The organism is Minwuia sp. IMCC3060 (assembly GCF_029909435.1).
Lineage (GTDB): Bacteria > Pseudomonadota > Alphaproteobacteria > Minwuiales > Minwuiaceae > Minwuia.
This window is the reverse complement of the sequence record NZ_CP123782.1, coordinates 2,295,482-2,321,225: the sequence shown is the minus strand read 5'-3', so window position 1 is coordinate 2,321,225 and position 25,744 is coordinate 2,295,482. Positions and strand designations below refer to the sequence as shown.

Annotated in this window: 28 protein-coding genes; 15 read left to right on the top strand and 13 right to left on the bottom strand. The window is 63.4% G+C overall.

The window, feature by feature from the left end:
* Nucleotides 1-11: 11 nt before the first annotated feature.
* Together QGV54_RS10910 and QGV54_RS10905 are read right to left on the bottom strand one after the other, a co-directional pair.
* Nucleotides 12-1,439, bottom strand: coding sequence for an NAD-dependent succinate-semialdehyde dehydrogenase (locus QGV54_RS10910; RefSeq protein ID WP_281016799.1), 1,428 nt, complete (start codon nt 1,437-1,439; stop codon nt 12-14).
* 27 nt (nt 1,440-1,466) lie between these two features.
* Entirely contained in the window at nt 1,467-2,393 is a 927-nt protein-coding gene (locus QGV54_RS10905) for a glutathione S-transferase family protein (RefSeq protein ID WP_281016800.1), read from the bottom strand.
* 156 nt (nt 2,394-2,549) lie between these two features.
* Between QGV54_RS10905 and QGV54_RS10900 the strand changes: the two genes are divergently transcribed.
* Nucleotides 2,550-3,329, top strand: a complete 780-nt coding sequence (locus QGV54_RS10900) for a glucose 1-dehydrogenase (RefSeq protein WP_281016801.1) — start codon at nt 2,550-2,552, stop codon at nt 3,327-3,329.
* Nucleotides 3,330-3,339: 10 nt separating this feature from the next.
* On the top strand, nt 3,340-4,551 hold the full coding sequence (locus QGV54_RS10895; RefSeq protein ID WP_281016802.1) for a cytochrome P450: 1,212 nt from the start codon (nt 3,340-3,342) through the stop codon (nt 4,549-4,551).
* A 217-nt stretch (nt 4,552-4,768) separates the two neighbouring features.
* Here QGV54_RS10895 and QGV54_RS10890 read toward each other — a convergent pair whose 3' ends face one another.
* The gene (locus QGV54_RS10890) at nt 4,769-4,960 is read right to left on the bottom strand and encodes a hypothetical protein (RefSeq protein ID WP_281016803.1); all 192 of its coding nucleotides are present in this window, start codon (nt 4,958-4,960) and stop codon (nt 4,769-4,771) included.
* Between the two features lie 167 nt (nt 4,961-5,127).
* Between QGV54_RS10890 and QGV54_RS10885 the strand changes: the two genes are divergently transcribed.
* A complete protein-coding gene (locus QGV54_RS10885; protein WP_281016804.1) occupies nt 5,128-6,501 on the top strand; it encodes an adenylate/guanylate cyclase domain-containing protein in 1,374 nt (457 codons plus the stop codon).
* 15 nt (nt 6,502-6,516) lie between these two features.
* On the opposite strand, the gene QGV54_RS10880 is transcribed toward QGV54_RS10885, so the two are convergent.
* Nucleotides 6,517-6,732: a DUF2061 domain-containing protein gene (locus QGV54_RS10880; protein ID WP_281016805.1), complete on the bottom strand. Its 216-nt coding sequence runs from the start codon at nt 6,730-6,732 to the stop codon at nt 6,517-6,519.
* Nucleotides 6,733-6,846: 114 nt separating this feature from the next.
* Between QGV54_RS10880 and QGV54_RS10875 the strand changes: the two genes are divergently transcribed.
* The 6 genes from QGV54_RS10875 (at nt 6,847) to era (ending at nt 11,446) form a co-directional block, all read left to right on the top strand.
* Nucleotides 6,847-7,704 (top strand): helix-turn-helix transcriptional regulator, encoded by an 858-nt coding sequence (locus QGV54_RS10875; RefSeq protein ID WP_281016806.1) that lies wholly within the window; start codon nt 6,847-6,849, stop codon nt 7,702-7,704.
* Nucleotides 7,705-7,795: 91 nt separating this feature from the next.
* Entirely contained in the window at nt 7,796-8,551 is a 756-nt protein-coding gene (locus QGV54_RS10870; protein ID WP_281016807.1) for a pyridoxine 5'-phosphate synthase, read from the top strand.
* An 18-nt stretch (nt 8,552-8,569) separates the two neighbouring features.
* Nucleotides 8,570-8,968, top strand: a complete 399-nt coding sequence (gene acpS, locus QGV54_RS10865) for a holo-ACP synthase (protein WP_281016808.1) — start codon at nt 8,570-8,572, stop codon at nt 8,966-8,968.
* Between the two features lie 108 nt (nt 8,969-9,076).
* Nucleotides 9,077-9,826, top strand: coding sequence for a signal peptidase I (gene lepB, locus QGV54_RS10860; RefSeq protein WP_281016809.1), 750 nt, complete (start codon nt 9,077-9,079; stop codon nt 9,824-9,826).
* Nucleotides 9,827-9,830: 4 nt separating this feature from the next.
* Nucleotides 9,831-10,523 (top strand): ribonuclease III, encoded by a 693-nt coding sequence (gene rnc / locus QGV54_RS10855; RefSeq protein ID WP_281016810.1) that lies wholly within the window; start codon nt 9,831-9,833, stop codon nt 10,521-10,523.
* A gap of 2 nt (nt 10,524-10,525) precedes the next feature.
* Nucleotides 10,526-11,446: a GTPase Era gene (era, locus tag QGV54_RS10850; protein ID WP_281016811.1), complete on the top strand. Its 921-nt coding sequence runs from the start codon at nt 10,526-10,528 to the stop codon at nt 11,444-11,446.
* Between the two features lie 53 nt (nt 11,447-11,499).
* On the opposite strand, the gene QGV54_RS10845 is transcribed toward era, so the two are convergent.
* Both QGV54_RS10845 and QGV54_RS10840 read right to left on the bottom strand, forming a co-directional pair.
* A complete protein-coding gene (locus QGV54_RS10845) occupies nt 11,500-11,772 on the bottom strand; it encodes a ribbon-helix-helix domain-containing protein (RefSeq protein ID WP_281016812.1) in 273 nt (90 codons plus the stop codon).
* Nucleotides 11,769-12,701: a tetratricopeptide repeat protein gene (locus QGV54_RS10840; protein WP_281016813.1), complete on the bottom strand. Its 933-nt coding sequence runs from the start codon at nt 12,699-12,701 to the stop codon at nt 11,769-11,771. The genes QGV54_RS10845 and QGV54_RS10840 overlap by 4 nt, the downstream gene beginning before the upstream one ends.
* A 213-nt stretch (nt 12,702-12,914) precedes the next feature.
* Here QGV54_RS10840 and QGV54_RS10835 point away from each other — a divergent pair, with 213 nt between their 5' ends.
* The 3 genes from QGV54_RS10835 to fmt all read left to right on the top strand — a co-directional run bounded on the left by QGV54_RS10835 (nt 12,915) and on the right by fmt (nt 15,324).
* The gene (locus QGV54_RS10835; RefSeq protein ID WP_281016814.1) at nt 12,915-13,787 is read left to right on the top strand and encodes a pirin family protein; all 873 of its coding nucleotides are present in this window, start codon (nt 12,915-12,917) and stop codon (nt 13,785-13,787) included.
* Between the two features lie 76 nt (nt 13,788-13,863).
* The gene (gene def / locus QGV54_RS10830) at nt 13,864-14,382 is read left to right on the top strand and encodes a peptide deformylase (protein ID WP_281016815.1); all 519 of its coding nucleotides are present in this window, start codon (nt 13,864-13,866) and stop codon (nt 14,380-14,382) included.
* Nucleotides 14,383-14,403: 21 nt separating this feature from the next.
* A complete protein-coding gene (fmt, locus tag QGV54_RS10825; protein WP_348638784.1) occupies nt 14,404-15,324 on the top strand; it encodes a methionyl-tRNA formyltransferase in 921 nt (306 codons plus the stop codon).
* On the opposite strand, the gene QGV54_RS10820 is transcribed toward fmt, so the two are convergent.
* From QGV54_RS10820 to QGV54_RS10810, 3 genes are read right to left on the bottom strand one after another with little or no spacing between them, the layout of a single operon-like run.
* Nucleotides 15,325-18,543 (bottom strand): efflux RND transporter permease subunit, encoded by a 3,219-nt coding sequence (locus QGV54_RS10820; protein WP_281016817.1) that lies wholly within the window; start codon nt 18,541-18,543, stop codon nt 15,325-15,327. It abuts the gene before it with no gap.
* Nucleotides 18,544-18,549: 6 nt separating this feature from the next.
* A complete protein-coding gene (locus QGV54_RS10815; protein WP_281016818.1) occupies nt 18,550-19,683 on the bottom strand; it encodes an efflux RND transporter periplasmic adaptor subunit in 1,134 nt (377 codons plus the stop codon).
* A 25-nt stretch (nt 19,684-19,708) separates the two neighbouring features.
* Nucleotides 19,709-20,248: a PadR family transcriptional regulator gene (locus QGV54_RS10810; protein ID WP_281016819.1), complete on the bottom strand. Its 540-nt coding sequence runs from the start codon at nt 20,246-20,248 to the stop codon at nt 19,709-19,711.
* Between the two features lie 271 nt (nt 20,249-20,519).
* Between QGV54_RS10810 and QGV54_RS10805 the strand changes: the two genes are divergently transcribed.
* A complete protein-coding gene (locus QGV54_RS10805; RefSeq protein WP_281016820.1) occupies nt 20,520-20,987 on the top strand; it encodes a PAS domain-containing protein in 468 nt (155 codons plus the stop codon).
* A 13-nt stretch (nt 20,988-21,000) separates the two neighbouring features.
* Here the strand turns inward: QGV54_RS10805 and QGV54_RS10800 are convergent, their stop codons facing one another.
* The gene (locus QGV54_RS10800) at nt 21,001-21,897 is read right to left on the bottom strand and encodes a TauD/TfdA family dioxygenase (protein WP_281016821.1); all 897 of its coding nucleotides are present in this window, start codon (nt 21,895-21,897) and stop codon (nt 21,001-21,003) included.
* A gap of 134 nt (nt 21,898-22,031) precedes the next feature.
* On the bottom strand, nt 22,032-23,291 hold the full coding sequence (locus QGV54_RS10795) for an alkyl sulfatase dimerization domain-containing protein (RefSeq protein ID WP_281019897.1): 1,260 nt from the start codon (nt 23,289-23,291) through the stop codon (nt 22,032-22,034).
* A gap of 214 nt (nt 23,292-23,505) precedes the next feature.
* On the opposite strand from QGV54_RS10795, the gene QGV54_RS10790 reads away from it, so the two are divergent.
* Both QGV54_RS10790 and QGV54_RS10785 read left to right on the top strand, forming a co-directional pair.
* Nucleotides 23,506-23,979 carry a hypothetical protein gene (locus tag QGV54_RS10790; RefSeq protein ID WP_281016823.1) on the top strand — a complete coding sequence of 158 codons (474 nt, stop codon included), beginning with the start codon at nt 23,506-23,508 and terminating at the stop codon, nt 23,977-23,979.
* A 125-nt stretch (nt 23,980-24,104) separates the two neighbouring features.
* Nucleotides 24,105-24,560 (top strand): hypothetical protein, encoded by a 456-nt coding sequence (locus QGV54_RS10785; RefSeq protein WP_281016824.1) that lies wholly within the window; start codon nt 24,105-24,107, stop codon nt 24,558-24,560.
* 120 nt (nt 24,561-24,680) lie between these two features.
* On the opposite strand, the gene rpsI is transcribed toward QGV54_RS10785, so the two are convergent.
* Entirely contained in the window at nt 24,681-25,121 is a 441-nt protein-coding gene (rpsI, locus tag QGV54_RS10780; protein ID WP_281019872.1) for a 30S ribosomal protein S9, read from the bottom strand.
* Between the two features lie 59 nt (nt 25,122-25,180).
* Complete coding sequence (gene rplM / locus QGV54_RS10775) at nt 25,181-25,639, bottom strand: 50S ribosomal protein L13 (RefSeq protein ID WP_281016825.1); 459 nt, start codon at nt 25,637-25,639, stop codon at nt 25,181-25,183.
* Nucleotides 25,640-25,744: the final 105 nt, after the last annotated feature.

Here is a 25,744-nt window from a genome sequence, read left to right as displayed (position 1 = left end):
TGCACGTCGGATCAGATCGAGAAGCCGCCCAGCTTGGTCTCCAGATACTCGGCGATGCCTTCCCGCGCCCCTTCGCGGCCCAGACCGGAGTCCTTCATGCCGCCGAAGGGGGCGGCGGCGGCGCTGGGGTTGATGTCATTGACGCCGATGATGCCGAAATCCAGCCCTTCGAACATGCGGAACGCGCGGCCGATGTCGCGGGTGTAGACATAGGCGGCGAGGCCGTAGTGGGTGTCGTTGGCGAGGCTCAGTGCCTCTTCCTCATCATCGAAGGGGATGATCGGGGCGACGGGGCCGAAGGTTTCCTCCCGATAGATGTCCATGGCCGGATTGACGCCGGTCAGGATCGTCGGGGCATAGAAGAAGCCCTGTCCCAGCGCGCCTTCGGTCAGGCGGTTGCCGCCAAGCACGACCTCGGCACCCTTGTCGCGGGCGTCATCGACCTGACGGGCGACCTTGTCCACCGCCTTCGCGTTCACCAGCGGTCCGATGCCGACACCATCGTCGAAGCCCGACCCTGCCTTCATCTTTCCGACCCGGTCGGCCAGCGTGCCGGTGAAGGCATCGGCGAGGGAGGAGTGGACATAGAGACGATTGGGGCTGATGCAGGCCTGGCCGGTGTTCAGGAACTTCACCAGTTGCGCGCCCTTGGCGGCGTGCACCGGGTCCGCATCCTTGAAGACCATGAACGGTGCATGGCCACCCAACTCGCATGAAACACGTTTCATGTTGGCGGCGGCCTGCCCGGCAAGCATCCGCCCGACAGCCGTGGAGCCGGTGAAGGTGAGCTTGCGGACCTTCGGGTTGGTGGTGAACTCGTCGCCGATCGGTTTCGGGTCAAGCGCCGTCACCAGATTGATGACGCCATCCGGCACACCGGCCTCGGCCAGGATCTTGAAGATCTCGATGGCGCAGAGCGGTGTCGCCTCTGCCGGTTTCAGCACTACGGTGCAGCCGGCGGCGAGTGCCGGCCCGACCTTCCGGGTGATCATGGAGACGGGATAGTTCCAGGGCGTAACTGCGGCGACGACGCCAACCGGCTGATGCAGCACGATGAAACGCTGGTCGGAGCGGGGGGAGGGGATGGTCTCGCCATAGTTCCGCTTCGCCTCCTCCGAGAACCAGAGCAGGAAGTCGGCGCCGTACTGAACCTCCGTCCGGGCAGCGCGGATCGGCTTGCCCTGCTCCTCCGTCATCGTGCGGGCCAGATGTTCCTTGCGTTCCAGCATCAGGTCGTAGGCGCGGCGCAGGATGGCGGAGCGTTCATAGGCCGTGGTCCCGGCCCAGCCACGAAAGGCGTCATGCGCCGCGTCGATGGCCCGTCTTGCGTCGTCACGTCCGCCGTCGGGTACCTGGGTGATCACTTCCCCCGTTGCCGGGTTGATGACGTCGAACGTTCCGGACGATGCAGCGTCCGTCCATGCCCCTGAAATGAACATCCCTCTGGTCTCCGTGGTTCTGGTGTTTCAGTTCTGCTTCGTGGCGCGAATGGCAAAGCCCACGCGCGGGAAATGCACGACAATCTCGCCGACCTTCTCGTCCGTGCGACGGACCGCGATGCGCTGGCCGTTGTAGGCGTCGAGCGTGCCGACAACCGGATCGCGGGCGTAGTCCAGCGGTGTGACGGACACCTGATCGCCCGCCTGCCAGCCCTCCGCATTCTCCGCCACGCCGGTTGTTGCATCGGGGGTCGCTGCGGCGGCAACGGACAGGGCGTCCGGCCCGGTCATGTCCTGTTTCGTGCCGTGTCCGATGGCCGCGACCCGTTCCATGTAACCGGTCAGTGCCGGATAGTCGTTCAGGACGGCACCCACCTTGCGCCCGGCATTCGCCATGAACCAGAGCGGGTGGTAGAGCGTCAGATCGGCCAGGCCCGGCGTGCCGCCCGCCAGAAAGGCAGCCTTGCCGTCGATCAGGTCAGCCGCCCAGGCGAGTTGCGGTTTCAACTGCTCCAGATGGCCCGGTACCGCGGCCTTCAGCTTGTCGATATTGACACTCGTCGCGCCGCGCATCCGTGCCCGGTCCTCGTGAAAGGCGGGTGGCATCCTGTCGGCAATGGTGCCCATGACGAAGCCGGCGATGGTCCAGAACATCCCGGTCTCCGCAAAGCCGGAGATCGCCTGCGCCAGCCCCAGGCCGCCCGTCATCAGTGTCGGGTCCGGGTACCGCCGTTCCAGTTCGTCCGCGATCAGCTTGGTATCACAATAGATGTCTGCACCGATCTGCAGCACGGGTGTCTTCCTGTAGCCCCCGGTGAGCGGCATCAGGTCCGGCTTCGGCATGATGTTCGGAATATCGACGGAGCGCCATTCCAGTCCCTTCAGCCCCAGCATCAGCCGCACCTTCTCCGCGAACGGTGAGCCGTCATAGTGGTGCAGGATCAGATCGGACAAGGCGCGCCTCCCCAGGGTCGGTGTCAGTCTCTGTGGCGCACCATAGACCGGTTCGCTTTCCTGCGTCAGGGGGGCAGGGACATGTCAGGGTGCGAATTCCATCGGGCGACGAAACGGTCTATCGTCACGGCACATTCATTTCCTGGGGAGGATGACATGAGCGAGAGTGGCAAGGGCCGGGTTGCCGGCAAGGTGGCAATCGTCACGGGCGGTTCATCGGGTATCGGGCGCGCGACGGCGGAACTGCTGGCCGCGGAAGGCGCGGCAGTGCTCGTCACCGATGTGGCCGTGGAAAGCGGTCAGGCCGTGGTGGAGGGCATCAATGCGGCGGGCGGCAAGGCCGCGTTCCTGCGTCACGACGTGGCGGATGAGGCGCAGTGGGAAGCGGCCTTTGCCAAGGCCGCCGAGTTCGGCACGGTCAGCATCCTGTTCAACAATGCCGGGGTCCGGACGGAGACCATTCCGCTGGAGGATGTCACCCTTGCCGACTGGCAGGCTCACATGGCCATCAACATGGATGGCGTGTTCCTGGGCATCAAGCATGGCATCCGGGCGATGAAGCAGTCGGGCGGTGCCATCGTCAATACATCGTCGATCTACGGTATTGCGGGCGCGTCGATGATCGGGGCCTATTCGGCGTCGAAGGGCGGTGTCCGTACGCTGACCAAGGCCGCGGCCATGGAATGCACCTCGCTGCGCTATCCGATCCGGATCAATTCGGTGCATCCGGGCTTCATCGAGACGGGGATGCTGGACACGGTGGTGGAGGAATTCGGCGAATCCTTCATCAAGAAGCGCATGATCCGCGCGACACCGCTGGGCCGGATCGGGGAGGCGCGGGACATCGCGGAAGGTGTGCTGTACCTGGTCGCCGACTCCGGCAAGTTCGTCACAGGTGTCGAACTGCCCATCGACGGTGGTTTCCTGGCCCGCTGAGATGGAACAGGTGGCAGCAGCGGCGGTGGCGCGGGAGTTCAATCTCTACAAGCTGACGCCTGCGTTCCTGGAAGACCCGTTTCCGGTCTACCACGCGCTGCGCCACCACAGTCCTGTTCACCGGATGCCGGACGGGTCCGTGTTCCTCAGCCGCTACGCGGATGTGCTGGAGGTCTATCGCGACCGCCGCATGTCGTCTGACAAGACGAAGGAGTTCGGGCCGAAGTTCGGTGACGGCGGGCTGTACAGGCATCACACCACCAGTCTGGTCTTCAACGACCCGCCGTTGCACACCCGTGTCCGCAAGCTGCTGGCGGAGGCCTTCACGCCCCGCGCCATGCGCCAGATGGAACCATCCATCATTGCCATGGTCGACGGCTTTCTGGACGATGCTGCGGCGCGGCAGCAGGTTGATCTGATCGGTGACTTCGCGTTCGCGCTGCCGGTCGGGGTGATCTGCGACATGCTGGGGGTGCCGGTGGCCGACCGCGACCGGCTGCGCGACTGGGCGGTGACGATCCTGGGGGCGCTGGAGCCGGTCATCAGTGATGACCATCTGCATCGTGGCAATGCGGCAGTGGAGGGCTTCTCGGCCTATCTCAAGGACCTGATCGACGAACGGCGCAAGGCGCTGCGCGACGACGACATCCTCTCCCGCCTGATCATGGGGGAGGTCGAGGGAGAGGGGCTGACCGAGGAAGAGCTGATCCAGAACTGCATCTTCCTGCTGAACGCCGGGCACGAGACCACGACCAATCTGATCGGCAACGGGATCGCCGCCCTGCTGGCCTTTCCCGGGGAACTGCAGCGTCTGCGCGACAACCCCGAGATGATGGACAGCGCGATCGAGGAGTTCCTGCGCTTCGAGAGTTCGAACCAGCTCGGCAATCGGCGGGTCACAGTCGAAACACGCATCGGCGACGAAGTCCTGTCGCCAGGCACGGTCATCCATCTCGGCATCGGTGCCGCCAATCGCGATCCTGCGATGTTCCCTGATCCGGACAGGCTGGACATCACCCGCAGCCCGAACCGCCACCTGGCCTTCGGCTGGGGGGCGCATGTCTGCATGGGCAACACGCTGGCGCGGATGGAGGGACGGATCGCTATCCGTGGCCTGCTGGACCGCTTCGCGACCATTGAACCCGACGGTCCGTCAGCGCGAACCGGTCGTGCACGATTTCGCGGGTTCAGGACATTCCCTGTAAGGTTGCGGCAGTACTGATCCGCTCAGGGCTACGGGACCGTGGTTTGAATCCCTTTTTCGAACGAAACCGGAATATTGGCGAATCTTTCGGCAACCGGTTTCGAATCAAATCTGCGATTCAACCGGGAAGACCCGAATCCTGACGCGCCACCGTTGCCGCTGATCAACTGGTGCGACCAGAAGCACAGGGGGGAGGGAGTGGCGACGCGCCAGGATCGGTTCGTCGGATTGGGGATCAGGCGCCGCTTACATTGTGGCGGCTGTGGATCAGATTGCCGAACCAGTTGCGAACATCATGGTACCCGCTGATCAGCAGGTTCGAGATCATCGCCGAGCGCACTGCACGGGCCTCGAGGATCATGTTCTGGATTTCGACAGCTTCAAGCTTGCGCGCCGTGCTTTCGCCATGCGCATTCCGGGGAGACATCGGATACTCCGTTTCTTGGACAGGCACCGGTGGGATCTTCGCGATGACACCGTATGCTGCACTGCAATATAGGTGGCGGCATTGCGCTTGGAACCGGCGTTGGTGTTATGCTGCGTTGCACAAGATGCAGGGCTTGAGGGTCAACAAATTCCTTCCGGAACATTTGGTTGCCGATTGCAGATGGCAAGGCTGGGCGGCTGCGCTATCCTGCGCCGATGAAATTCCTGCATGGTCATGTTCGACAGGACGATTCGGCGGGGGATCTGCCGCCGCTCGACAGGGTGTCGCTCGAATTCAAGGACATCGAATGGGAACGCGGCTACAAGGCCGCCATGCGGGACGGCAACCTGTTGCAGGTGCGCCGGGCCTTGCTGATCGGGATCGCACTCAACACGGTGTTCGTGCCGGTGGATTTCTTCGGGCTCTGGCTGAACGCCGAACTGCTTGGTCTGTTGCGACTGTTCGTGCTCAACGGGCTGATGCTGGTTGGCTATGTGCTCAGCTATCTTGATTTCTGGCGGACGCGTTGGCCTTTGCTTCTCAATCTCGCCGCGGTCGAGGTATGCGTCTTTCAGGCCCTTTCCAATGTTTACGGCGGCCACCCGCTTCCAGTGGATTCCGGCTTCATCCTGTTGATCTTCATCATCTATTCCCTCTTTCCACTGTTCTACATCCAGGCTGTGGTCACGGCATCCATCAGTACGGTCCTTTTCCTCGCCATCACCTTTCCCTTTTCGCTGGAAGACACGGACCCGATCCGGGTCGTGTCGAGCGCGATGCTGATCATTTCGGCCAATCTCGTGGGGCTCTTTGCCGCCCGGCGGCTGGAGTTGTTGCGCCGCAGGGCCTTTGCCCGCTCCGTCATCATCGATCAGGAACGCAACAAGGCCCGGGAACTGCTGGACCGCATCCTGCCGGCCTCGGTGGCGCAACGGCTGCGGGAGGGGAACGGACATACCACCGAGCGGTTGTCCGACGTCGCAGTGCTGTTCGCCGATCTGCAGGACTTCACCACACTGGCGGCATCCTGCGAGCCGGAGGAGACGCTGACCCTGCTCTCCGATGTGTTCGAGAAGTTCGATGCCCTGGTCGCGCAACATGGCGTGGAGAAGATCAAGACCATCGGCGATGCCTACATGGTCGCTTCCGGTGCGCCGCCGGGGTCAACCTCCAACATTCGCAACATTGCCGCTCTGGCCTGCGACATGCTGCGTGCGGTGGAGGGGATGAGCCGGCCCGACGGCACACCGCTGGGAATCCGTATCGGCATTTCCAGCGGGCCGATCATCGCTGGTGTGGTGGGTGACAGCCGCTTTCTCTATGACCTCTGGGGCGACCCGGTGAACACGGCCTCGCGCATGGAGACGACCGGCGAATGCGGTCGGATCCAGGTGACCGAGGATGTCGTGGCGGCGCTGGGCGATATCTACCGGTTCGAACCGCGCGGCGAGATCGAGATCAAGGGCAAGGGCAGGATGCGGACCTGGTGGATGACGCCTTCCCCGGAACCTGTCAGCGAGACTGCGGTTGCCGCTGAGTAGACGGTCGATCCGGGTTCACTGCTGCATCCCGTTCAGCTGCCCCCATTTCACCCGCGACCACAGGCGTTCGTGAAGCATGTAGGCCAGCGTGCCGGTGGCCGTGCCGATGACCGCGACGATGCCGCCATCTGCCAGTGATCCGGTGACGGCGTAGGTGATGCCGCACATCACCAGCAGGCCGGATGTCTGCCAGGTCGCGGTTTTCGCCAGGGTGCGCAGGTTGGTGTCCATCTCGAATGTGCCTCCGCGTCTGATGGTGTCGGCCCCGGTATAGGCGATCGACCGATGGGCGGGTATTCTGTGAATTCCATTGAAAAAATCATGCTTGTGGAGAAAAATCTCCTCATGCATGATTTATTCGACAAGCGTGAGCGTTCCGAGGTTTTCCAGGCGCGGCTTGCGGAAGGCATGAAGCGGTCAGCCATGAACCGGAGTGAACTGGCGCGCCGGACTGGTGCCGACCGCTCCACCGTTGCCCAACTGCTCTCTGATGAGGTGGGGCGTCTGCCCAATGCCCATCTGGCGGCCTGTTGCGCCCAGGTGCTGGGTGTCAGCGCCGACTGGCTGCTTGGCCTGACCGACCGGCCGGAGCGGCCCGGTGACGTGATTGCGGCGGCGGTCTCGGTGACCCAGGCGGCGCGCGCGGCGTGGGATGACGAACTGCTGGACTGGCATCGGGAGGCCGCCGGCTACAAGATCCGCCACGTGCCCGCGACCCTGCCAGACATGCTGAAGACCGAGGATACGCTGCGCTGGGAGTATGAGCGCACGCTGGGCAAGACCGCGGAACAGGCCATCGGGGCGATGCAGGATCGGCTGGCACTGATGCGGCAGAACCAGTCGGACTTCGAGATGGCCGTCTCGCTGGGCGAGCTGCATGCCTTCGCGGCCGGACAGGGATACTATCGGGGGCTGTCGGCCGATGTCCGGCGCGATCAGCTGACCAGCATGGCGGCGTCGGTGCGGGACTTCTTTCCGTCGCTGCGGCTGTTCCTGTTCGATTCCCGGCGGATCTTCTCCGCACCGGTCACGGTCTTCGGTCCGCTTGTCGGTGTGGTCTACATCGGTCGGTTCTATCTGGCGTTCCGGTCCCGTGACCGGGTACGGATGCTGACCGAGCAGTTCGACGCGCTGGTGCGGGAGGCTGAGGTGGACGCACGCGACGCCGGGGACTGGCTGCAAGATCTGGCAGGGACCGTCTGACCGGCATCGGAATCACCATGCGCCAAGGATTCCGTTTTCCCGCGCACTGGCCTATGTTGCTGTCGTGGACGCGAATTTCGGGAGAGGTGGCATGATCAACCGTGTCAGGCTGGGCGTGAATATCGACCATGTGGCGACGATCCGGAATGCCCGCGGGGGCGGCCATCCGGACCCGGTGCGTGCGGCGCGACAGGCTGCGGAGGCCGGCGCGGACGGAATCACCGCGCATCTGCGCGAGGACCGGCGACATATATCCGACAATGACATCGACCGGCTGGCGGCGGAGATCAGTGTGCCGCTGAATCTGGAGATGGCCGCAACGGATGAAATGCTGGCCATCGCGCTGCGCCACAAGCCGCATGCCGCCTGCATCGTGCCGGAGAAGCGGGAGGAGCGTACCACCGAGGGCGGGCTGGATGTGGCCGCCAAGCATCGCGAGCTTGCGCCATTGGTGAAGCAGCTTACCGACGCGGGCATCCGCGTCTCCCTGTTCATCGAGCCTTCGCCGGTGCAGCTGCATGTGGCCACGGCGCTGGGCGCGCCGGTGGTGGAGCTTCATGTCGGTGCCTATTGCGACAGCGAGGGCGAGGAACGTGCCGCTCACCTGCAGCGCATCAGGGAGGCGGCGGCCCATGGCGCCTCGATGGGTCTGGAGATCCATGCCGGGCACGGGCTGACCTTCGATACCGTGGGCGATATTGCGGCAATCCCGGAGATCGTGGAACTGAACATCGGACACTTCCTGATGGGCGAGGCCATTTTCTCCGGCCTGCCTTCCGCCATCACCCGGATGCGCAGCCTGATCGACAAGGCCCGTGCGGAAGCACTTGGGCAGGCCAGTGCCTGAGTCCGGGCGCCCGCCAGCATGATTGTCGGGCTTGGCATCGACCTCTGTGACACGCGGCGGATCGAGGGCGCGCTTGACCGCTTCGGTCAGCGGTTCCTCGATCGTTGCTTCTCTCCCGACGAACAGTCGGTCAACGAGGGGCGGGCTGACCGTGCCGCCCGCTATGCCCGTCGCTATGCCGCGAAGGAGGCCTTCGCCAAGGCCGTCGGAACCGGCATCGGCGAACATGCCTTCCTCACCGAGATCGAAGTCGTGTCGGCCCCCAACGGCAAGCCGTCGCTGCGGCTCTCGGGTGCCGCCGCGCGCACGATGCAGACCCTGGCGCCGGAGGGACACCATGTCGTCGCGCATCTTTCGATGACGGACGAGGCACCCTATGCGATGGCGCAGGTCATCCTGGAGGCCCGGATCGGTTGACAGCGGCAGGGTGTTTGGGGTCTATCTCGCCGCTGTGCTCAACGCGCTGAGACAGACTGCTTCGCCCGGCGGGGCACCCCAGCACCCACAGACGACAAGAGAGACGGAATGGCGTCGAAATCCAAGGGCGGCATTGGTGAGACGATCAAGACCGTTGTCTATGCGGTACTGATTGCGCTGGTCATCCGCACGGTGGCCTTCGAGCCGTTCAACATTCCGTCGCGCAGCATGGTCCCGACCCTGCTGGTGGGCGACTTCCTGTTTGTCTCCAAGTACAGCTACGGCTACAGCAAGCATTCGCTGCCATTCAGTCCTGACCTGTTTTCCGGACGGATCCTCGGCAGTGAGCCGGAACGTGGTGACGTGATCGTCTTCAAGACGCCGCGCGACAATGACACCGACTACATCAAGCGCCTGATCGGACTTCCCGGCGACCGTATCCAGATGCGACAGGGTGTGCTGCACATCAATGACAGCCCGGTGAAACGCCAGCGCGTCGAGGATTTCGCCTATCAGGACGAATATGGCCGCACGAGCTTCGTGTCGCAGTTCGAGGAAACCCTGCCCAACGGCCGGACCTATCGCACGCTGGATCTGCGTCCCACGGGTCGCGATGACAACACGCAGGTCTATACCGTGCCGCCGGGGCACCTGTTCATGATGGGCGACAACCGCGACAATTCCAGCGACAGCCGGGTGCCGATCAGTGCCGGTGGTGTCGGCTTCGTGCCGATGGAGAATCTGGTCGGGCGCGCGGAGATCCTGTTCTTCAGCATCGATACCGACTTCCACTGGTACGAAGTCTGGAAGCTGATCGGCAACATCCGCTACGGTCGCCTGGGCGACTCGCTGGAGTGAACCCTTGAGCGACGTCGCATCGGGGCTGGAAGACCTGCAGGCGATTCTTGGCCACAGCTTTCGCGATCCCGATCTTCTTTCCCTGGCCCTGACACATCCGTCGGCACTGGCGAAGGGCAGGAAGGGGCGCGGTGACTATGAGCGTCTGGAGTTCGTCGGTGACCGTGTTCTTGGCCTCGTGATCTCCGAATGGCTCTACGAATTCTACCGCCAGGCCGACGTGGGCCGCATCGCCAGCCGCTACAACGAACTGGTGCGGCGCGAGACCCTGGCTGAGGTGGCACTGGAGATCGGGCTGGACAGATGCCTGATCATGGCGGCCTCCGAGCGTGGCACCGGGGGGGCGACCAAGCCCGCGATCCTGGCGGACGCCTGCGAGGCGGTGATAGCGGCGCTGTATCTGGAGGGTGGTCTGGATGCGGCACGGGATTTCGTGCGGCGTTTGTGGCACGATCGTGTGGCGGGCCTGAAGCAGGCCCCGCGCGATCCGAAGACGGAGATCCAGGAGCTGGCCCACGCCAGGGGGGTCGAGCCGCCGAAGTACACCGTGCTTGCGACGGACGGCCCCGATCATGCCCCGCTGTTCACCATCGAGGCGGCATGTGACCTCGGTACGGCAACAGCACAGGGACCATCGAAGAAGGAGGCGGAGCGGAGCGCCGCACGCGAGCTTCTGAAACAATTGCAGGGAACCTGAAAGTGGCGAACAAGTCGGCGGCGGACGGAGACAGGACAAGGGCGGGCTTCGTGGCGCTGGTGGGCGCACCGAACGCCGGAAAATCGACGCTGCTGAACCAGCTTGTGGGGCAGAAGGTCTCCATCGTTTCGCCCAAGGTGCAGACGACCCGCGCCCGGGTCGTCGGGATTGTCATGGAGGGGGTGAGCCAGATCATCCTGGTTGATACCCCTGGCATCTTCGCGCCGAAGCGCAAGCTCGAACAGGCGATGGTGGACGCGGCCTGGGCCGGTCAGGAAGAGGCCGACCGTACCCTGTTGCTGATCGATGCGGAGCGCGGCGTGGGGGAGGATACCGACAGGATCCTCAAGCGGCTGGGTCAGGCAGGCAAGAAGATCTGGGTGGCCCTGAACAAGATCGACCAGGTGCGCAAGGATGCCCTGCTCGCACTGGCGGCGCAGCTTGGCGATGTCGAATGCATCGACAGGATATTCATGATCTCCGCCCTGAACGGCGACGGGGTGAACGATCTGCGCGCCGCAATGGCGGCTTCGGTTCCGGAAAGCCCGTGGCTGTACCCGGAGGATCAGGTGTCGGAGATGCCGAGCCGCCTGCTGGCCGCCGAGATCACGCGGGAAAAGCTGTTCATGCGCCTGCATCAGGAACTGCCCTATTCCCTGACCGTCGAGACCGAGAAATGGACGGAGCGTAAGGACGGGTCCGTCAGGATCGATCAGATCGTCTATGTCTCGCGTACCGGCCACAAGCCCATCGTGTTGGGCAAGGGCGGACGTACGATGCGTCAGATCGGGCAGGCCGCGCGGGAGGAACTCTCCGAACTGCTGGAACGCCCGGTCCACCTATTCTTGTTCGTGAAGGTCAGGGAACGCTGGCTGGAGGACCCGGCACGCTATCGAGAGATGGGCCTCGAATTCCCGCGCTAGGTCGGTTCGTCAGGTGAGGGCACCGGCAGCGGCGTGCTTCGCCGCCGCTGTATTCAGCTTGCCTGCCGCATGCTCAGGTTTCCCGCGGCCTGCCGGAACGTCTGCATGACAAAGATGCGGATGGCGCTCGACAGGTTTGCCGTATCGCGGTTGCGGTCGATTTCCTCGACCAGCGAACTCAGCCGCTGACCACGGGAGTCGGCAATCTCGCGGAGGGCGGACCAGAAGACATCTTCCAGCGAAATGCTCGTCGGATGCCCGGCGATCCGCACCGACCTCTTGTGGATGGCACCGAAGCCGACGATGTTGATGCGTTGGTCATTCATGCGGACTGGTCCTCGAATTTGGCGCGAGCGGGGGGCTTCAACTTGCCCAGGAACCGCTCGAGCAACTGCCCTGCCTTGGCGATCTGGCGCTCATTCGCCTGATCCATCAACTTCTCAAGTGTCTCACCTGCGCGGCGGTGACCGGCGCGTTCCGCCAGTTCGAACCACATGATCGCGCGCGCGATGTTCTGCTGCACATTCGTCCCGTCGCGGAACTTCTCTCCCAGCGTCACGAGTGCCCTGCGATGACCGCGCGCTGCCGCACGGCGATACCAGCGCAGGGCCTGATCGACATCGACATCGACCCCCTTGCCGGTCTCGAACGCGTCCGCCAGCAGGAAACTCGACCCGGCGTCGCCGCGTGCGGCACCTTCCCTGAAGTAGGTGACGGCCTTCGACCAGTCCCTGACAACACCAAGACCACGCGCATACATCAATCCAAGCTGATAGAAGGCCCGTCGCTCGCCCTGCTCGGCGGCGCGCTGGAACCAGTCGTATGCCGCTTCGGGGTCGGCATCGACACCAGTGCCTTGCAGCAGCATGACGCCGAGGTTCTTCTGGGCGTTGGCGTGACCCTGTTCCGCCGCGGCAAGATACCAGCGATAGGCCTCGGCCTCGTTCTGCTCCACGCCCCAGCCTTTCAGGAAGGTCCGGGCGAGGTTGTTCTGTGCCGCAGCCCGTCCCCGCTCTGCCGCCTCGCTGAACAGGCTGTGTGCACGTTCTGGATCGACCTTCACGCCCTTCCCATTCAGGTAGCAAAGACCCAGATTGTTCTGCGCTGCCGCGTGACCCTTCTCGGCCAGGTCACGCCAGATCGCTACTGCCTGCACATAATCCTGGGCCCGGAACGCGCTCAGCGCCTCCCGATAGAGCTCGGCGCGATCTCTGGCGGCCTGCGCAGGAGATGCCAGAATGGAAGAGAATCCCATTATGCATGTCAGCAGCAGAATGCCACACAGCGCTGACAAGGGGGAAACTCGCAATTTGCAATACATCATCATGATACCCCACTGAACAGCAAGTCGCGCGCCATTGCGGGGCGTGTCGGAAACTGAGCGTTTCCAGACGTGCAATTGATTGGGGACTGACGCGTTGCCATCTCTCCGGCAGATTGGCGGTTGCTCGCAACAGGAGAATTCGGAATGGATACGACACTGCAGGATGGAGCCAAGGAGACCCGGACGGATGCACGCGCTGTGGCGCATATCGTGCCGGGCGTCGCCGCGCAGGATGGGGCTGGGGTCCGGCTGAAGCGCAGCCTCGGCGGGCCGGAGCTGCAGTTGTTCGACCCGTTCCTGCTGCTGGACGAGTTCCGTTCCGATGACGCGAGTGACTATATCGCCGGTTTTCCGGACCACCCGCACCGTGGCTTCGAGACCGTGACCTACATGCTCGCCGGTCGGATGGGGCACAAGGACAACCAGGGCAACGCCGGCCTGCTGAAGCCCGGTGGCGCGCAGTGGATGACGGCGGGCCGGGGCATAGTGCATTCCGAGATGCCGGAACAGGAAGACGGGCTGATGTGGGGCTTCCAGCTCTGGGTCAACCTGCCCGCCGCGCAGAAGATGCGTCCGCCCCGCTATCAGGACATCGAGCCCGAGGACATTCCGGAACTGGATCTGGAGGATGGCGTGAAGGTGCGCCTGGTCGCCGGAACCCTGCGCGGGCAGGAGGGGGCGGTGCGCGACATCGCGGTCAGCCCGATCTACTGGGATGTGCATCTGGATGCCGGCAAGGCGCTGGCAGAGAGCCTGCCAACCGGCCACAACGCCTTCATCTATGTCTATGACGGCAGCGTTTCCGTGGGTGACAGGCCCGTTGACACGGGCGAGATGGCACTGCTGACCCATGGCGCGAAGCTGAACGTGCAGGCATCCGGTGGGGAGGCCGCCCGCTTTCTGGTGATTGCGGGGCAGCCGATCGGGGAGCAGGTCGCCCGTTACGGTCCTTTCGTGATGAACACGCGGGAGGAGATCATGCAGGCATTTCAGGACTTCCAGGCGGGCAGGTTCTGAGTGGACCTGTGACACTTGACGCCAACGTCAGGCGGGACTACCTCCACCGGACCCATCCATCGAAGAACCGAGACTCATGGCCCTGCTTCCCATCATCACCGCGCCCGATCCCCGTCTGAAGGTCCGCTCCGAGGCCGTCGGGCAGATCGATGACGAACTGCGTGCCTTCATGGATGACATGCTGGAGACGATGTACGACGCGCCCGGTGTCGGGCTGTCGGCGATCCAGGTGGGCGTGCCGAAACGGGTGATGGTGGTGGACTGCGCCGACGATGGCGCAGCGGCCAACCCGATCTATCTGATCAATCCGGAGATACTCGAGTCGTCGGAGGATCTGCGGGCCTACGAGGAGGGCTGCCTGTCCCTGCCGGAGCAATATGCGGAGGTGGAGCGTCCGGCAACGATCCGGGTGAAGTACCTGGACCAGCATGGTGCCACACAGGAACTGACCGCCGATGGCCTGCTCGCCACCTGCATCCAGCACGAGATGGATCATTTCGAGGGGATCCTGTTCGTGGATCATATCTCCGCGCTGAAGCGCAACATGATCCTGCGCCGCCTGAAGAAGGCGAAGAAGCTGCAGGCCACCGGCTGAATGTCGGGCCCGGCGCAGCCCCTGCGCATCATCTACATGGGCACACCTGACTTCGCGGTCGCGCCGCTGCGCGCGCTGCATGCCGCCGGTCACCGGATCGTGGCGGTTTACTGCCAGCCGCCGCGCGCCGCAGGTCGGGGCAAGAAACCGCGCCCCAGCCCGGTGCAGCAGGCCGCCGAGGAACTGGGTCTGAGCGTACGCACGCCGCTGAATTTCCGCGACGCATCGGACCGTGAGGCCTTCGCCGCCCTGGAGGCCGACATGGCCGTGGTTGCGGCCTACGGGCTGATCCTGCCGCAGGCGATCCTGGATGCGACGCGGCTTGGCTGTTTCAATATCCATGCGTCCCTGCTGCCGCGCTGGCGTGGCGCGGCGCCGATCCATCGTGCGATCATGGCGGGGGACGATGAGACCGGCATCACGATCATGCGCATGGAGGCGGGGCTGGACACCGGGCCCATGCTGCTGGTGGACAGGACACCGATCCGGGCCAGCGATACCACCGCGACGCTGCACGACCGGCTGGCGGCCATGGGCGCCGATCTGGTGGTTCAGGCAGTTGCCGACATTGCTGCCGGGCAGGCGGTTGAAACTCCGCAGCCGGAAGCCGGTGTGACCTATGCCGCCAAGATCGACAAGGCCGAGGCCCGCATCGACTGGAGCTGGGATGCGGAGCGGATCGAACGCCTGATCCGCGGCTTGTCACCCTTTCCGGGAGCTTGGTGCGAGATCGACGGGCAACGGGTCAAGATTCACGCGGCCCATGTGGTGGAGGATGCCACCAGCGGTCGGCAGCCCGCCGTGACCGTCGATGACCAGCTTGCCGTGCAGTGTGGCTCGGGCGTCCTGCGCCTCACCCGTCTGCAGAAGGCCGGCAAGGGCGTGATGGACGCCGCTGCCTATCTGAATGGTCGTCCGGTGCCCGCAGGCACCGGACTCTGATCATTCCGCCGGGGCGGTGAAGCCACCGTAGCTGTCGTCGCCCGCCTGCGCCTTCTTTTCATCCTGCGCGTCCTGCTCCGCCTTCTGCTTGCGACGATTCCAGGGCAGGGCCCGGCTCGTTGCGACGCCGAGCGCCAGCAGGCTGGGGGTGACGACCAGGGTCAGGATGGTGGCGAAGCCGAGGCCGAAGGCCACCGCGCTGGCAAGCTGTACCCACCATTGCGTTGACGGCGCCCCCATCGTGATCTCACGGCTGAAGAAGTCGATATTGGCCTGGAAGACCATCGGCATCAGACCGCAGATGGTGGTCACGGTGGTCAGCAGCACGGGCCGCAGACGCTGCGCGCCGGTGCGCACGATGGCCTCCAGCGGCTCCATGCCATTTCTGGCCAGGTAGGAATAGGTATCGATCAGCACGATGTTGTTGTTCACCACGATGCCGGCCAGTGAAATGACGCCTACACCGGTCATGACGATGCCGAAGGGCTGACCCATCACCAGCAGGCCGATCATGACGCCGATTGTCGACATGATGACGGCGGTGAGGATCAGGAAGGCCTGATAGAAGCTGTTGAACTGCGTCACCAGGATGATGCCCATGACAAACAGCGCGATGACGAAGGCATTCATCAGGAAGGCTTCCGCTGCCGCCTGCTCCTCGTCCTGGCCCTTGAACGCGATATCGACATCCCTGTCGAAATCCTGCTCGGCGAGCCAGGCCTTGACCTCCTTGACCTTGTCATCGACCAGCACGCCCTCCTGCACGTTGGCCTGCACCACCAGCTTGTAGGCACCGTCCACCCGCTCGATCCGGCCGACCTTTGGTTCCGGCGTCCGGGTCACGAAGTTCGACAGCGGCACCAGGCCATTGGGCGTGTTGATGCGCAGGTTGTCGAGCTGGTTCAGGGTCCGGTATTCCTCCGGAAACCGCACACGGATATCCACTTCCTCGTCGGTGTCGTCCGGGCGGTAGTCATCGACCTTCACACCATTGGTGACGAACTGGACCATGGCCCCGATGGCCGCGACGTCGGTGCCGAAGCGACCGGCCTGGGCGCGATCGACCTGCAGTTCCCACTGAATACCCGGCAGGGACCGCGAATCCTCGATATCGCGCAGTCCCTCCACGTTGTCCTCCAGATAGGCACGGATGCGGTCGGCGACAGGCGGCAGTTTCTCGCTGAAGAGGGAGGTGATCTGGACCTGCACGTCCTTGCCGGTCGGCGGCCCGTTCTCTTCCTTGCGGGTCTCGACCTCGATACCGGCAAGATCGGCAGTTGCCTCCCGGATCTGCGGCAGGACCACGTCGGCCGGACGGCGTTCCAGCCAGTCCTTGAACTCCAGCGTGATGATCCCGATCACATCCTCGGAAATGTCATTGCCGTCCTGCTCACGCTTGCCGGAACGGGTATAGACGGTGGAGAAGTCGTCGAACCTCAGCACGCGGTTCTCGACCTCGCGGACCAGCGCATCCTGTTCCTTGATCGACATGTTCCCGCGTGCATGGACGTAGACCAGCGCCCGCTCGGGCTCGACGTCGGGGAAGAATTCCACGCCCTTGCCGAAGACACCGTAGGCCGTGTTGACGCCGACCAGGCTGATGATCGCCAGGACCATGATCGTGGCAGGCCAGAGCACGGGCCGTCGGACAACACGATTGAGGAACCGCGCGTAAACGCCCGTGAAGCCGCGGATGCTCGTGATGGGACCACTCTCGGCCGCCGCAACCGCACTGTCCGGCCCCGCCGTGGTCTTGCCGAAGATCGATCCAAGCGTCGGGATGAAGATCAGCGCCATCAGCAGGGAGCCGGAGAGCGTGGTGATCAGGGTCAGCGGCAGGAACTGCATGAATTCACCGACCACGCCGGGCCAGAACAGCAGCGGCATGAAGGCCGCCAGCGTCGTGGCCGTCGAGGCGATGATGGGCCAGGCCATGCGCTTGGCGGCCATGGCATAGGCAACCCTCTTCGGCTCGCCTTCCTGCATCTTCCGGTCCGCGAACTCGGTCACCACGATGGCGCCGTCGACCAGCATGCCCACCGCCAGGATCAGCGCGAACAGCACAACGATGTTGATCGTGAAGCCGAACATGAACAGGTAGAGAATGCCGATCAGGAACGAGCCCGGGATGGCGACGCCGACCAGCAGCGCGCTGCGCAGCCCCAGCGCCGCAACCACGACGATCATGACCAGCAGAATGGCGCTGATCACGTTGTTCTGCAGGTCCTGCAGCATGTTGCGGATATCGTTGGACTTGTCCTGGCTGAACGAGACCTCGATCCCCGCAGGCCAGCGCTGCGCCTGCTCTTCCACCAGGTGGCGCACATTGTCGATGGTCTCGATGATGTTCGCGCCCAGCCGCTTCTTCACTTCCAGTGCCACGGCGGGACGGCCGTTCAGGCGGGCATAGTTCTCCGCGTCCTTGAAGGTGCGTCGCACGGTGGTGACGTCAGCCAGGGTCACGACAGCATCGCCGTCGGTCTTGATCGGCAGGCTGAGCACGTCATGCGCGGTCTTGAACAGGGCCGGGACCTTGATCGCGAAGCGGCCTTCGCCGGTGTCCATCGCGCCGGCCGCCACCAGGCGGTTGTTCAGCGTCATGGTCTGGATCAGCTGCGCCTGGTCGATCTGGTAGCTTTCCAGCTTGGCGGGGTCGAGCACCACCTCCAGCAATTCGTCGCGGTCACCGGCCATGTCGACGCCCAGCACCGTGGTGATGCCTTCGATATCATCCTTCAGTTCCCGTGCGACCCGGTACAGGGCGCGCTCGGGAATGTTGCCCGACAGGGTCACGACGATGACGGGAAACAGGCTGAAGTTCACCTCCTCCACGCGCGGTTCATCCGTTTCTTCGGGCAGCTCGGACTTGGCGGTATCGACCTTTTCCCGCACGTCCGTCAGGGCCTGGTCGGCATCGAAGCCGGCATCGAACTCCAGGATCACCGAGCCGAAGCCGTCGGCGGCGATGGATTTCATCTCCTTCACACCGTCGATGCCCTGCAGTTCCTGCTCCATCGGCCGCACCAGAAGTCGCGCGGAGTCCTCCGGCGAGATGCCGTCGTGGGTCATGGAGACGTAGATGATCGGGATGTTGATGTCCGGATCGGATTCCTTCGGAATCGCGTTGTAGGCGGCAGCGCCCGCGAGCAGGATCAGAACAAGCGTGGCGATGACCGTTCGCGAACGGTCGATCGCTGCATCGATAATGGCGCTCATCATGATGGCTTACTCCGCCAGTGCGACGTCGACGACCTGGCCTTCGCGAACGAATTCCTGACCGACAGTGATGATCTGGACCTGGGGGGGCAGTCCGCTGACCCAGACCCCGTCCGGCCCGTCCGCGATGATGCTGATGGGGACGAAGGCAACCTGGCGATTGCGGTCCACGGTACGAACGCCGATGGCGCCGGCGTCATTCAGCGTCAGGATTGCAGGCGTCAGGAAATGTGCCTGAACACTGCCGGCTTCCAGCATGATTTCCGCCGTGATGCCGTCGCGGATGGAGCGGTCCGGATTGTCGATCTCGATCTCTGTCCGGAACGTCCGGGTGGAGGCTTCCGCGATGGGGGAAATGAACCGGACCTTGCCGCTCACCTTCCGCCCGTCGATCAGCACGACCTCCGCCGGTGTGCCGATCTCCACCTGTCCGATCTCCCGCTCCGAGATATTGCCGATGGCCAGGATCGGATCCTGATCGACAATCACGGCGACCGGATCACCAACCTTCAGGAACGCGCCAAGCTGGACGGGACGGGAGGATATGACGCCGTCGAAAGGCGCCCGGACGGTCAGGTAGGCGATATCGACCTCCATGCTCATCCGCGCCGCCTTGGCAGCGTCCAGTGCCGCGGCACCGGCGACGACCTGGGTGTCGGCGCGGTAGCCCTTGGCATTGAGCTTCCGGTCGGCCTCGTACTCGATCTCGCGCTGCTTGATCAGGGCCTCGGTCTCGGCCAGGCGTGCGCTGCGGTCACCGGCGGCGAGACGGACGATCGGATCGCCCTTCGCGACCCGGTCACCCTTCTTGCGGTAGATCTGTTCGACCCGGCCCTGCGTCTGTGCCCGCACCTCCACGGTCCGAACCGACTCCGTCCGGCCGCGCACGGTGATCTGCACGGCATGGGGCGCGGATTCGCTGATCCGGGTCCGGACGCTCGTCTTGTGGGCGTGCGGCTTGGCTTCCGGGGCTGCCGCAGGGCCTGCCGCGGCTGCCGGCGCACTCGCTTCAGTCGCCGCGGGCCCTTCCGACGCGTTGGCACTGTCCTGATTGCCAGGGCCGTCAGCGTCCAGCACACCGGTCAGCAGCCAGCCTACAGCGGCGACGGCAATGATTATCGCGATTAGGATTGATCGGTTCACGGTCATTTACTCCGGGGCGGGCGGTTCAGTCTGCGGCGGCGCGGGCCATCAGGGCCTGCGCTTCGACGAGGTGGCGGTTTTCTTCCAGATAGTCCCGTTCCGCCTGGTACACGGCCCGGCCGAAGCCGCGCAGGAACCGGACCACGTTCGGCGTGGCGGCCTCATCCAGGCAGGTGTCGAGTTCCTTGAGGTTGGCGTCGAGACCGGCCAGTCGTTCGTCGATCAGCCCCGCGATGCGCGAGGGGACCATCAGGTCGGAAAACATCATCATCGCCAGAAACTCGGAACGCAGGCGATCCTTGCGGGGCTTCTTCTCCAGCGCATCCATGAAGGCCATGCGACCGGCAGCGGTAATGGAATAGATCTTCTTGTCGGGGCGCCCGTCCTGTGCCTCCGCCTTGCAGGCGATCCAGCCGTCTTCCGTCATGCGGTTCAGGGCCGGATATATCGATCCGAAACTGGCTTCGTAGAAATGACTGAGATCATCCTCGAATACCTTCTTGATCTCATAGCCGGTCGCTTCGCGCATCGTCAGGATGCCGAGGCAGAGGGTGCGAATGTCCATTTTGCGGATTCTCTTGGTTGGGGAAGGGGAACAGCCCCTGAAATCACAAAGCGATATATATTGAATTGATATATGTGTTCAAGCGGAAAATCCGATCTGCAATCCAAGGGTGGAGATCTCTGGCCCAATACGAGATTTGATTGCGCGAGTGGATAGGCGAAATATATTTCAATGATGTTGCAGGCGCGGCATGCCGGTTTGGTCCGTTAAGAGCTCGGCAAGGTTGTTCTGCTAGAATTGTTTGACAATTCGGCTGTCAGGTGAGCGCGGTATGGATACCCAGGTCTTCAGGGATCCGGATGACAAGGTGATGGGCAGCGCGGTGTTGCTGCAATTGCTGCGCTATTGGCGGGGACTTGTACGCGACGGTCGTCTGCCGTCACGTACGGACCTGGCACCTTCGGACATGATTCCGCTGCTACCCTGGCTGATGCTGATCGATGTCATCGATGCCGACACCTATCGCTATCGGCTTGTCGGCACGGGTATCGTGCACCACGTGGGCTTTGACGCGACAGGCATGGACGTTGCCGCCGCCTACAAGGGCGGCAACTGGTCGGAGATCGCGAAGGACTACGCCTACGTCCTGCAGCAGCGAAAGCCCTGCCTGACCGTGACGTCGGTCTATCTGAACCGGGACGACCCTCTGCCGATCACCTATCGCCGACTGTTGCTGCCGCTGGCACGGGACGGTGTGAACCCCGACATGTTCGCGGGGGCCATCCAGTTCTCGGACTGACGGAATCCCCTGATCAGGTATCGCGTGTCGGGCGATGGCCGATCATCGAAACCCGGCCGCCGGAACGGCTGTAGGGGAAATAGTCCCACGCCGCCTGATGCTGCAGGCACCGGTTGTCCCAGAACACCAGCGTGTTGGGGCGATAGCTGACGCGACACTGGATATCCAGCCGCTTTTCCACATGCCGGTACAGCATTTCCAGCAATGACTGGCTCTCGAACTTGCTCAGTCCCTTGATGTGGGACGTGAAGCCCGGGTTGACGTAGAGCACTTCCCGGCCCGTTTCCGGGTGGCGCACGACCACGGGATGCTCATTGCGCGGATAGCCCCCCTCCGGCGGTGTCGTATTGTACGCCCCGACGTAGGGAATGGCCCCGTCATGGACAGCGGTCAGGCCGCGCAGGAAATCCTGCATCGGCGCCGACAGGGTCTCGAACGCCTTGTACATGTTGGCGAAGCAGGTATCGCCGCCGCAGCCGACCTCCGGGATCTGGCGGATCAGCAGCATTGAACTCGCGGGCGGGCGTTCGTCGCAGGTGACGTCCGCGTGCCAGGCGCCACCGGCGGTGTACTTGGAGTTCGCCGTGGTACGGATCTCCAGGATTGCCGGGTCGCCGCCACGGTCATTGCTTGCGTCGTGCTTCAGCGGATGCACATGAAGCTCACCGAAAAGGCTGCCGAACGCCTTGTGCTGTTCGTCGCTGATGTTCTGGTCGTGAAAGACAAGGACATGGTGCGCCAGAAACGCGCGCCGGACTTCCGCGATCTCCGCATCGTTGAAGGGTTTGGACAGGTCGATGCCTTCGACCGTTGCGCCGACGACCGGATTGATCGGCGTGACGGAGATATGATCGTAGCCTTCGGTTTTCCAGTGATCCTGATAGGTCACTGCGGGGCGCTGCATGGTCATGATCGGTTCCTCCAGATCGGGGCGGGCGGCGCTTGCGGCATTGGTTCAGCCGTCTCTTTGTCACCCTAATTCGCTGACATTATTCTAGCACAGGTCATCCTGTTCCGCGCTCTGCGCAAATTGCGGGGCAGCAGCTAGCTGGCCTTGGACCAGCTTGTCTGACCCCGCTCCAGCAGCTTTGCCGAAGAGGCATAGAGTGCCTTGGAGACGTAGGGGCGGACTTCCTTCGCACGACCGTGGCAGAGTTCGGCCTTGAGCTGCCGGGCCTCCTTCAGCACTTCGTCGTCGCCGGGAGCCTGCGCCAGCAGGTCGATGACATGCAGCGCAAGCTGGACCTCGCCACCCGCTGCCAGTTCCCTTGCCCGCGCGATGACGGCTGCCGGATCAGTGATCGCGGAAAGGATTGCCGCCTGGGCGGCCGCAGGGGGCGCGGGATGCAGGCTTGTCGGATTGCGGTCCCACCAGCCGTTCTCTTCCCGATAGATGTCACGCACCAGATAGGATATCGCGCCGTAGCGTTCGCGCATCCAGGTGTGGTCGAACAGGGCATCCGGGCAGTCCAGGTCGTGAATGATCTCCACATCGCTCATGCCCCGGTTCATGCGGGCGACAACTTCCCGCCTCAGCCAGCGCAGGGCTTCCGCCGTGATGGTCAGCCGCTCCCGGACCGCGTCCTCACCCTCGACGATCGGACCGAACTCCTGGATCAGGACCGTCGCGTTCAGTCCGGCAAGCATGTCCAGTGTCTCCGCCCAGCGGATCGTGAAACGCTGGGTGCGCAGCGGTGTGCCGACATTCGGCAGCGTGGTTCCCGGAAAGGCGGCCCCTGCGTAGAGAATACCGTCCCCCGGCAGCCAGAGTGCCAGCACGTCGTCGGTTTCCGATGGTGCCCAGAGCAGCTCGATCCGGTCCCCCCCCTCGCCAAGGACCAGTCGGTCATCGAACGTCCGTGTCGGGTCGATCTGGTTCTCGCCGGCAGTAGAGATCTTGAGCTGGGGGAACTGCATGCCGTTGAGCGTGTCCTGCAGCCCGGCCGTCTCGCGATAGCGTGCGAAACGCCGGGTGATATTGGCATGGCCGATGAGTTCGGGCGCCGGATCGCCACGCTCCGAAGCGTGTTTCAGCCAGTCTGCGGTCCCGTCGTTGTAGCCCATGTGGCCATGGCTGTAGCAGATGGCCTTCACCGGCAGGTCGGACCATTCCCGCAGGCACGTGATCATCTTCGCCGTCATGCCGCGCCCGGAACCGGAATCCACCAGCACGATCCCATCGGCGGTCTTGACGGCAAGCGCGTTGCCCTGGGCCGGCAGGACAAGAACGTGATCGTTCAGTTCACGGACCCCCACAGCTCCGGTCAGGATATTCTTGCTCCTGGCGTCCGCGTCATCCTGCATTTCGTCCTCCCCGTCGATTGATGCACTTGCATTAAATGGATCACATGCACCGGGACAGGTCAACGCATCGCCGCCATGCACAGGGTTCGTTGCTCCGGCAATCTCGTTGTGGTTGCGGCGGCTCTGATGCATCCTCCTTGCCGGACCGGACAGGATGCCGACTGGTCAATGGCAGCTGTGCGAACAAACCGAGCGGGAAATGTTCTGGTAGCTGATGCAGCAGATTGAACCTCGAGACATAGTCGCGACAGGATCCCACCCGGGCTTCGATTTCGTGTCCGTCCGCCACGGGGCTGAAGTGGTCCACCGGGTGACCGTCACCGGTCCGCTGGACCTGCGGCGACGCATCCTGATGTACGAAGAAACGCTGAAAGCCAACACATCCGCCCGGTACTTCTGCATTCTCGACAACAGTGCCGAGCATGAGAATGTCTTCGGCTACAACGATATTCAGATGCTGGCCGAATGGCTGTCGAAGGAGGGGCTGACGGCCTTCTATGGCGTCACGATAACCAATGATGCCGGCTATCCGAAACTGGTGCAGATCGTGACGGCTGTGCTGCAGATCCTCGAACTGGGGGGAACAGTCACGACGACAAGTGATCCGGAGGTGGCCGAAGCCTTCATTCGCGAGAAACTGGATTTGGTGGCGGCGCTGGGTACACAGTCGAGCAGGAAGCTTGACTGACGCCGGCCCCTCACTGGCCTTGCCGACTTGTCCAGACGGCAGATTCTGATCCTCTGGGTGTCAGGACCGGCCTGGTTATTGCTATGGCATGTTTCAATGGGGGCGATGCCGGGCCGGGGGGCGACATGCAGCAAGACGAATTTCCACAGATTGTCGCCTCAGGCGAACTCAGCAGCTTTCGTTTCAGGACCGATCGGCTGGGCCAGGAAGTGCTGCATCGGATCACGGTTACCGGACCAATCAACCTGAAACTGAGAATTCCGCTCTACAAGGCCACGCTGGCCGCAAATCCGTCACCGAACTATTTCTGCATTCTCGATAACAGGGCGGGTTTCGAGAATGTCTTCACATATGATGACATCGTGTACCTGACCGACTTTGTGCTGGAGGCGGGCATTCAACGAATCTACGCAGCGACAGTCACCGGCGACACTGAATACGCGAAGCTTGTGGAGCTTGCGAATGTCGTTGTGGGGACCTCCTTGCTGGAGGGTGCCTTGCTTGCCACCGGCGAGATGGCAGAGGCGGAGGCTTTCGTCAGACGCCAGATGCAAGCGCAGGAGGCGTCACGCGGATCCTGAGCAGCCGAAGGGGGTGCCAGCCGACGCGGGGCTGCACCGCGGAATGCAGAAAGGCGCCGCCCCGGGGGGGCAGCGCCTTTGCTTGTCTTGTATCCAGTGGCGCGAGAGCGCCGTCGCGGATCAGCGCTTGGAGAACTGGAAGCTCCGGCGGGCCTTGGCCTTGCCGTACTTCTTGCGTTCCACCACGCGGCTGTCGCGGGTCAGGAAACCGCCCTTCTTCAGAACAGGACGCAGGCCCGGTTCGTAGTAGGTCAGGGCCTTGGAGATACCATGGCGCACTGCACCGGCCTGACCGGACAGGCCACCACCGGTGACCGTCGCGAAGACATCGAACTGGTTGTCGCGGTTGGCGACATGGAACGGCTGGGCCACGATCTGGCGCAGCACGGGGCGGGCGAAATAGACGTCGAGTTCGCGGCCATTGACGGAGAAGCGACCGGAGCCCGGCTTGATCCAGACACGGGCAATCGCGTTCTTGCGCTTGCCTGTGGCGTAGGAACGGCCCAGGGCGTCGATCTGCGGTTCGACAGGCGCCTGCACCTCTTCGGGGGTGACACCCATGGCATCGCCCAGATCGGAAAGATCGCCGACTGTGTTCTGTTCTTCAGACATGACGCGAACTACCTCGTATTCTTGCTGTTGAGCACCTTGAGGTCGATGACCTCAGGCTGGGCACCGGCATGCGGATGCTCGGCACCGGCATAGACGCGCAGGTTCTTGAACTGCTGGCGACCCAGCGGGCCCTTCGGGATCATCCGCTCGACGGCCTTCTGAACCACACGCTCCGGGAACTTGCCCTCCAGGATCTCGCGCGCGGTCCGCTGCTTGATGCCGCCCGGATAGCCGGTGTGCCAGTAGTAGATCTTGTCCTGCTTCTTGAAGCCGGTCATGGCGATCTTCTCGGCGTTGATGACGATGACATAGTCGCCATCATCCATGTGCGGGGTATAGCCGGGCTTGTGCTTGCCGCGCAGCCGGTTGGCGACGAAGGCCGCCAGACGGCCCAGAACCACACCTTCGGCGTCGATCAGAATCCACTTCTTCTCGATATCTGCCGGCGTGGCGGAATAGGTTTTCATGATTGCTTGCCTCTCGCAGGTGCACCGGACGGACCGGTTCCTGATGAAACGTGTCTCGGAAGTGGCGCTTCTAGAGAGCGTATTTGGGCACGTCAAGCGAAAAAA

Bases quoted from the DNA above. Each gene is read 5' to 3' on its own strand.
- QGV54_RS10910 (WP_281016799.1), bottom strand. From the start codon at position 1,439: ATGTTCATTTCAGGGGCATGGACGGACGCTGCATCGTCCGGAACGTTC.
- QGV54_RS10900 (WP_281016801.1), top strand. From the start codon at position 2,550: ATGAGCGAGAGTGGCAAGGGCCGGGTTGCCGGCAAGGTGGCAATCGTC.
- QGV54_RS10890 (WP_281016803.1), bottom strand. From the start codon at position 4,960: ATGTCTCCCCGGAATGCGCATGGCGAAAGCACGGCGCGCAAGCTTGAA.
- QGV54_RS10880 (WP_281016805.1), bottom strand. From the start codon at position 6,732: ATGGACACCAACCTGCGCACCCTGGCGAAAACCGCGACCTGGCAGACA.
- QGV54_RS10875 (WP_281016806.1), top strand. From the start codon at position 6,847: ATGCATGATTTATTCGACAAGCGTGAGCGTTCCGAGGTTTTCCAGGCG.
- QGV54_RS10870 (WP_281016807.1), top strand. From the start codon at position 7,796: ATGATCAACCGTGTCAGGCTGGGCGTGAATATCGACCATGTGGCGACG.
- acpS (WP_281016808.1), top strand. From the start codon at position 8,570: ATGATTGTCGGGCTTGGCATCGACCTCTGTGACACGCGGCGGATCGAG.
- lepB (WP_281016809.1), top strand. From the start codon at position 9,077: ATGGCGTCGAAATCCAAGGGCGGCATTGGTGAGACGATCAAGACCGTT.
- QGV54_RS10845 (WP_281016812.1), bottom strand. From the start codon at position 11,772: ATGAATGACCAACGCATCAACATCGTCGGCTTCGGTGCCATCCACAAG.
- QGV54_RS10840 (WP_281016813.1), bottom strand. From the start codon at position 12,701: ATGGGATTCTCTTCCATTCTGGCATCTCCTGCGCAGGCCGCCAGAGAT.
- QGV54_RS10835 (WP_281016814.1), top strand. From the start codon at position 12,915: ATGGATACGACACTGCAGGATGGAGCCAAGGAGACCCGGACGGATGCA.
- def (WP_281016815.1), top strand. From the start codon at position 13,864: ATGGCCCTGCTTCCCATCATCACCGCGCCCGATCCCCGTCTGAAGGTC.
- QGV54_RS10820 (WP_281016817.1), bottom strand. From the start codon at position 18,543: ATGATGAGCGCCATTATCGATGCAGCGATCGACCGTTCGCGAACGGTC.
- QGV54_RS10810 (WP_281016819.1), bottom strand. From the start codon at position 20,248: ATGGACATTCGCACCCTCTGCCTCGGCATCCTGACGATGCGCGAAGCG.
- QGV54_RS10805 (WP_281016820.1), top strand. From the start codon at position 20,520: ATGGATACCCAGGTCTTCAGGGATCCGGATGACAAGGTGATGGGCAGC.
- QGV54_RS10800 (WP_281016821.1), bottom strand. From the start codon at position 21,897: ATGACCATGCAGCGCCCCGCAGTGACCTATCAGGATCACTGGAAAACC.
- QGV54_RS10795 (WP_281019897.1), bottom strand. From the start codon at position 23,291: ATGCAGGATGACGCGGACGCCAGGAGCAAGAATATCCTGACCGGAGCT.
- QGV54_RS10790 (WP_281016823.1), top strand. From the start codon at position 23,506: ATGCAGCAGATTGAACCTCGAGACATAGTCGCGACAGGATCCCACCCG.
- QGV54_RS10785 (WP_281016824.1), top strand. From the start codon at position 24,105: ATGCAGCAAGACGAATTTCCACAGATTGTCGCCTCAGGCGAACTCAGC.
- rpsI (WP_281019872.1), bottom strand. From the start codon at position 25,121: ATGGGTGTCACCCCCGAAGAGGTGCAGGCGCCTGTCGAACCGCAGATC.
- rplM (WP_281016825.1), bottom strand. From the start codon at position 25,639: ATGAAAACCTATTCCGCCACGCCGGCAGATATCGAGAAGAAGTGGATT.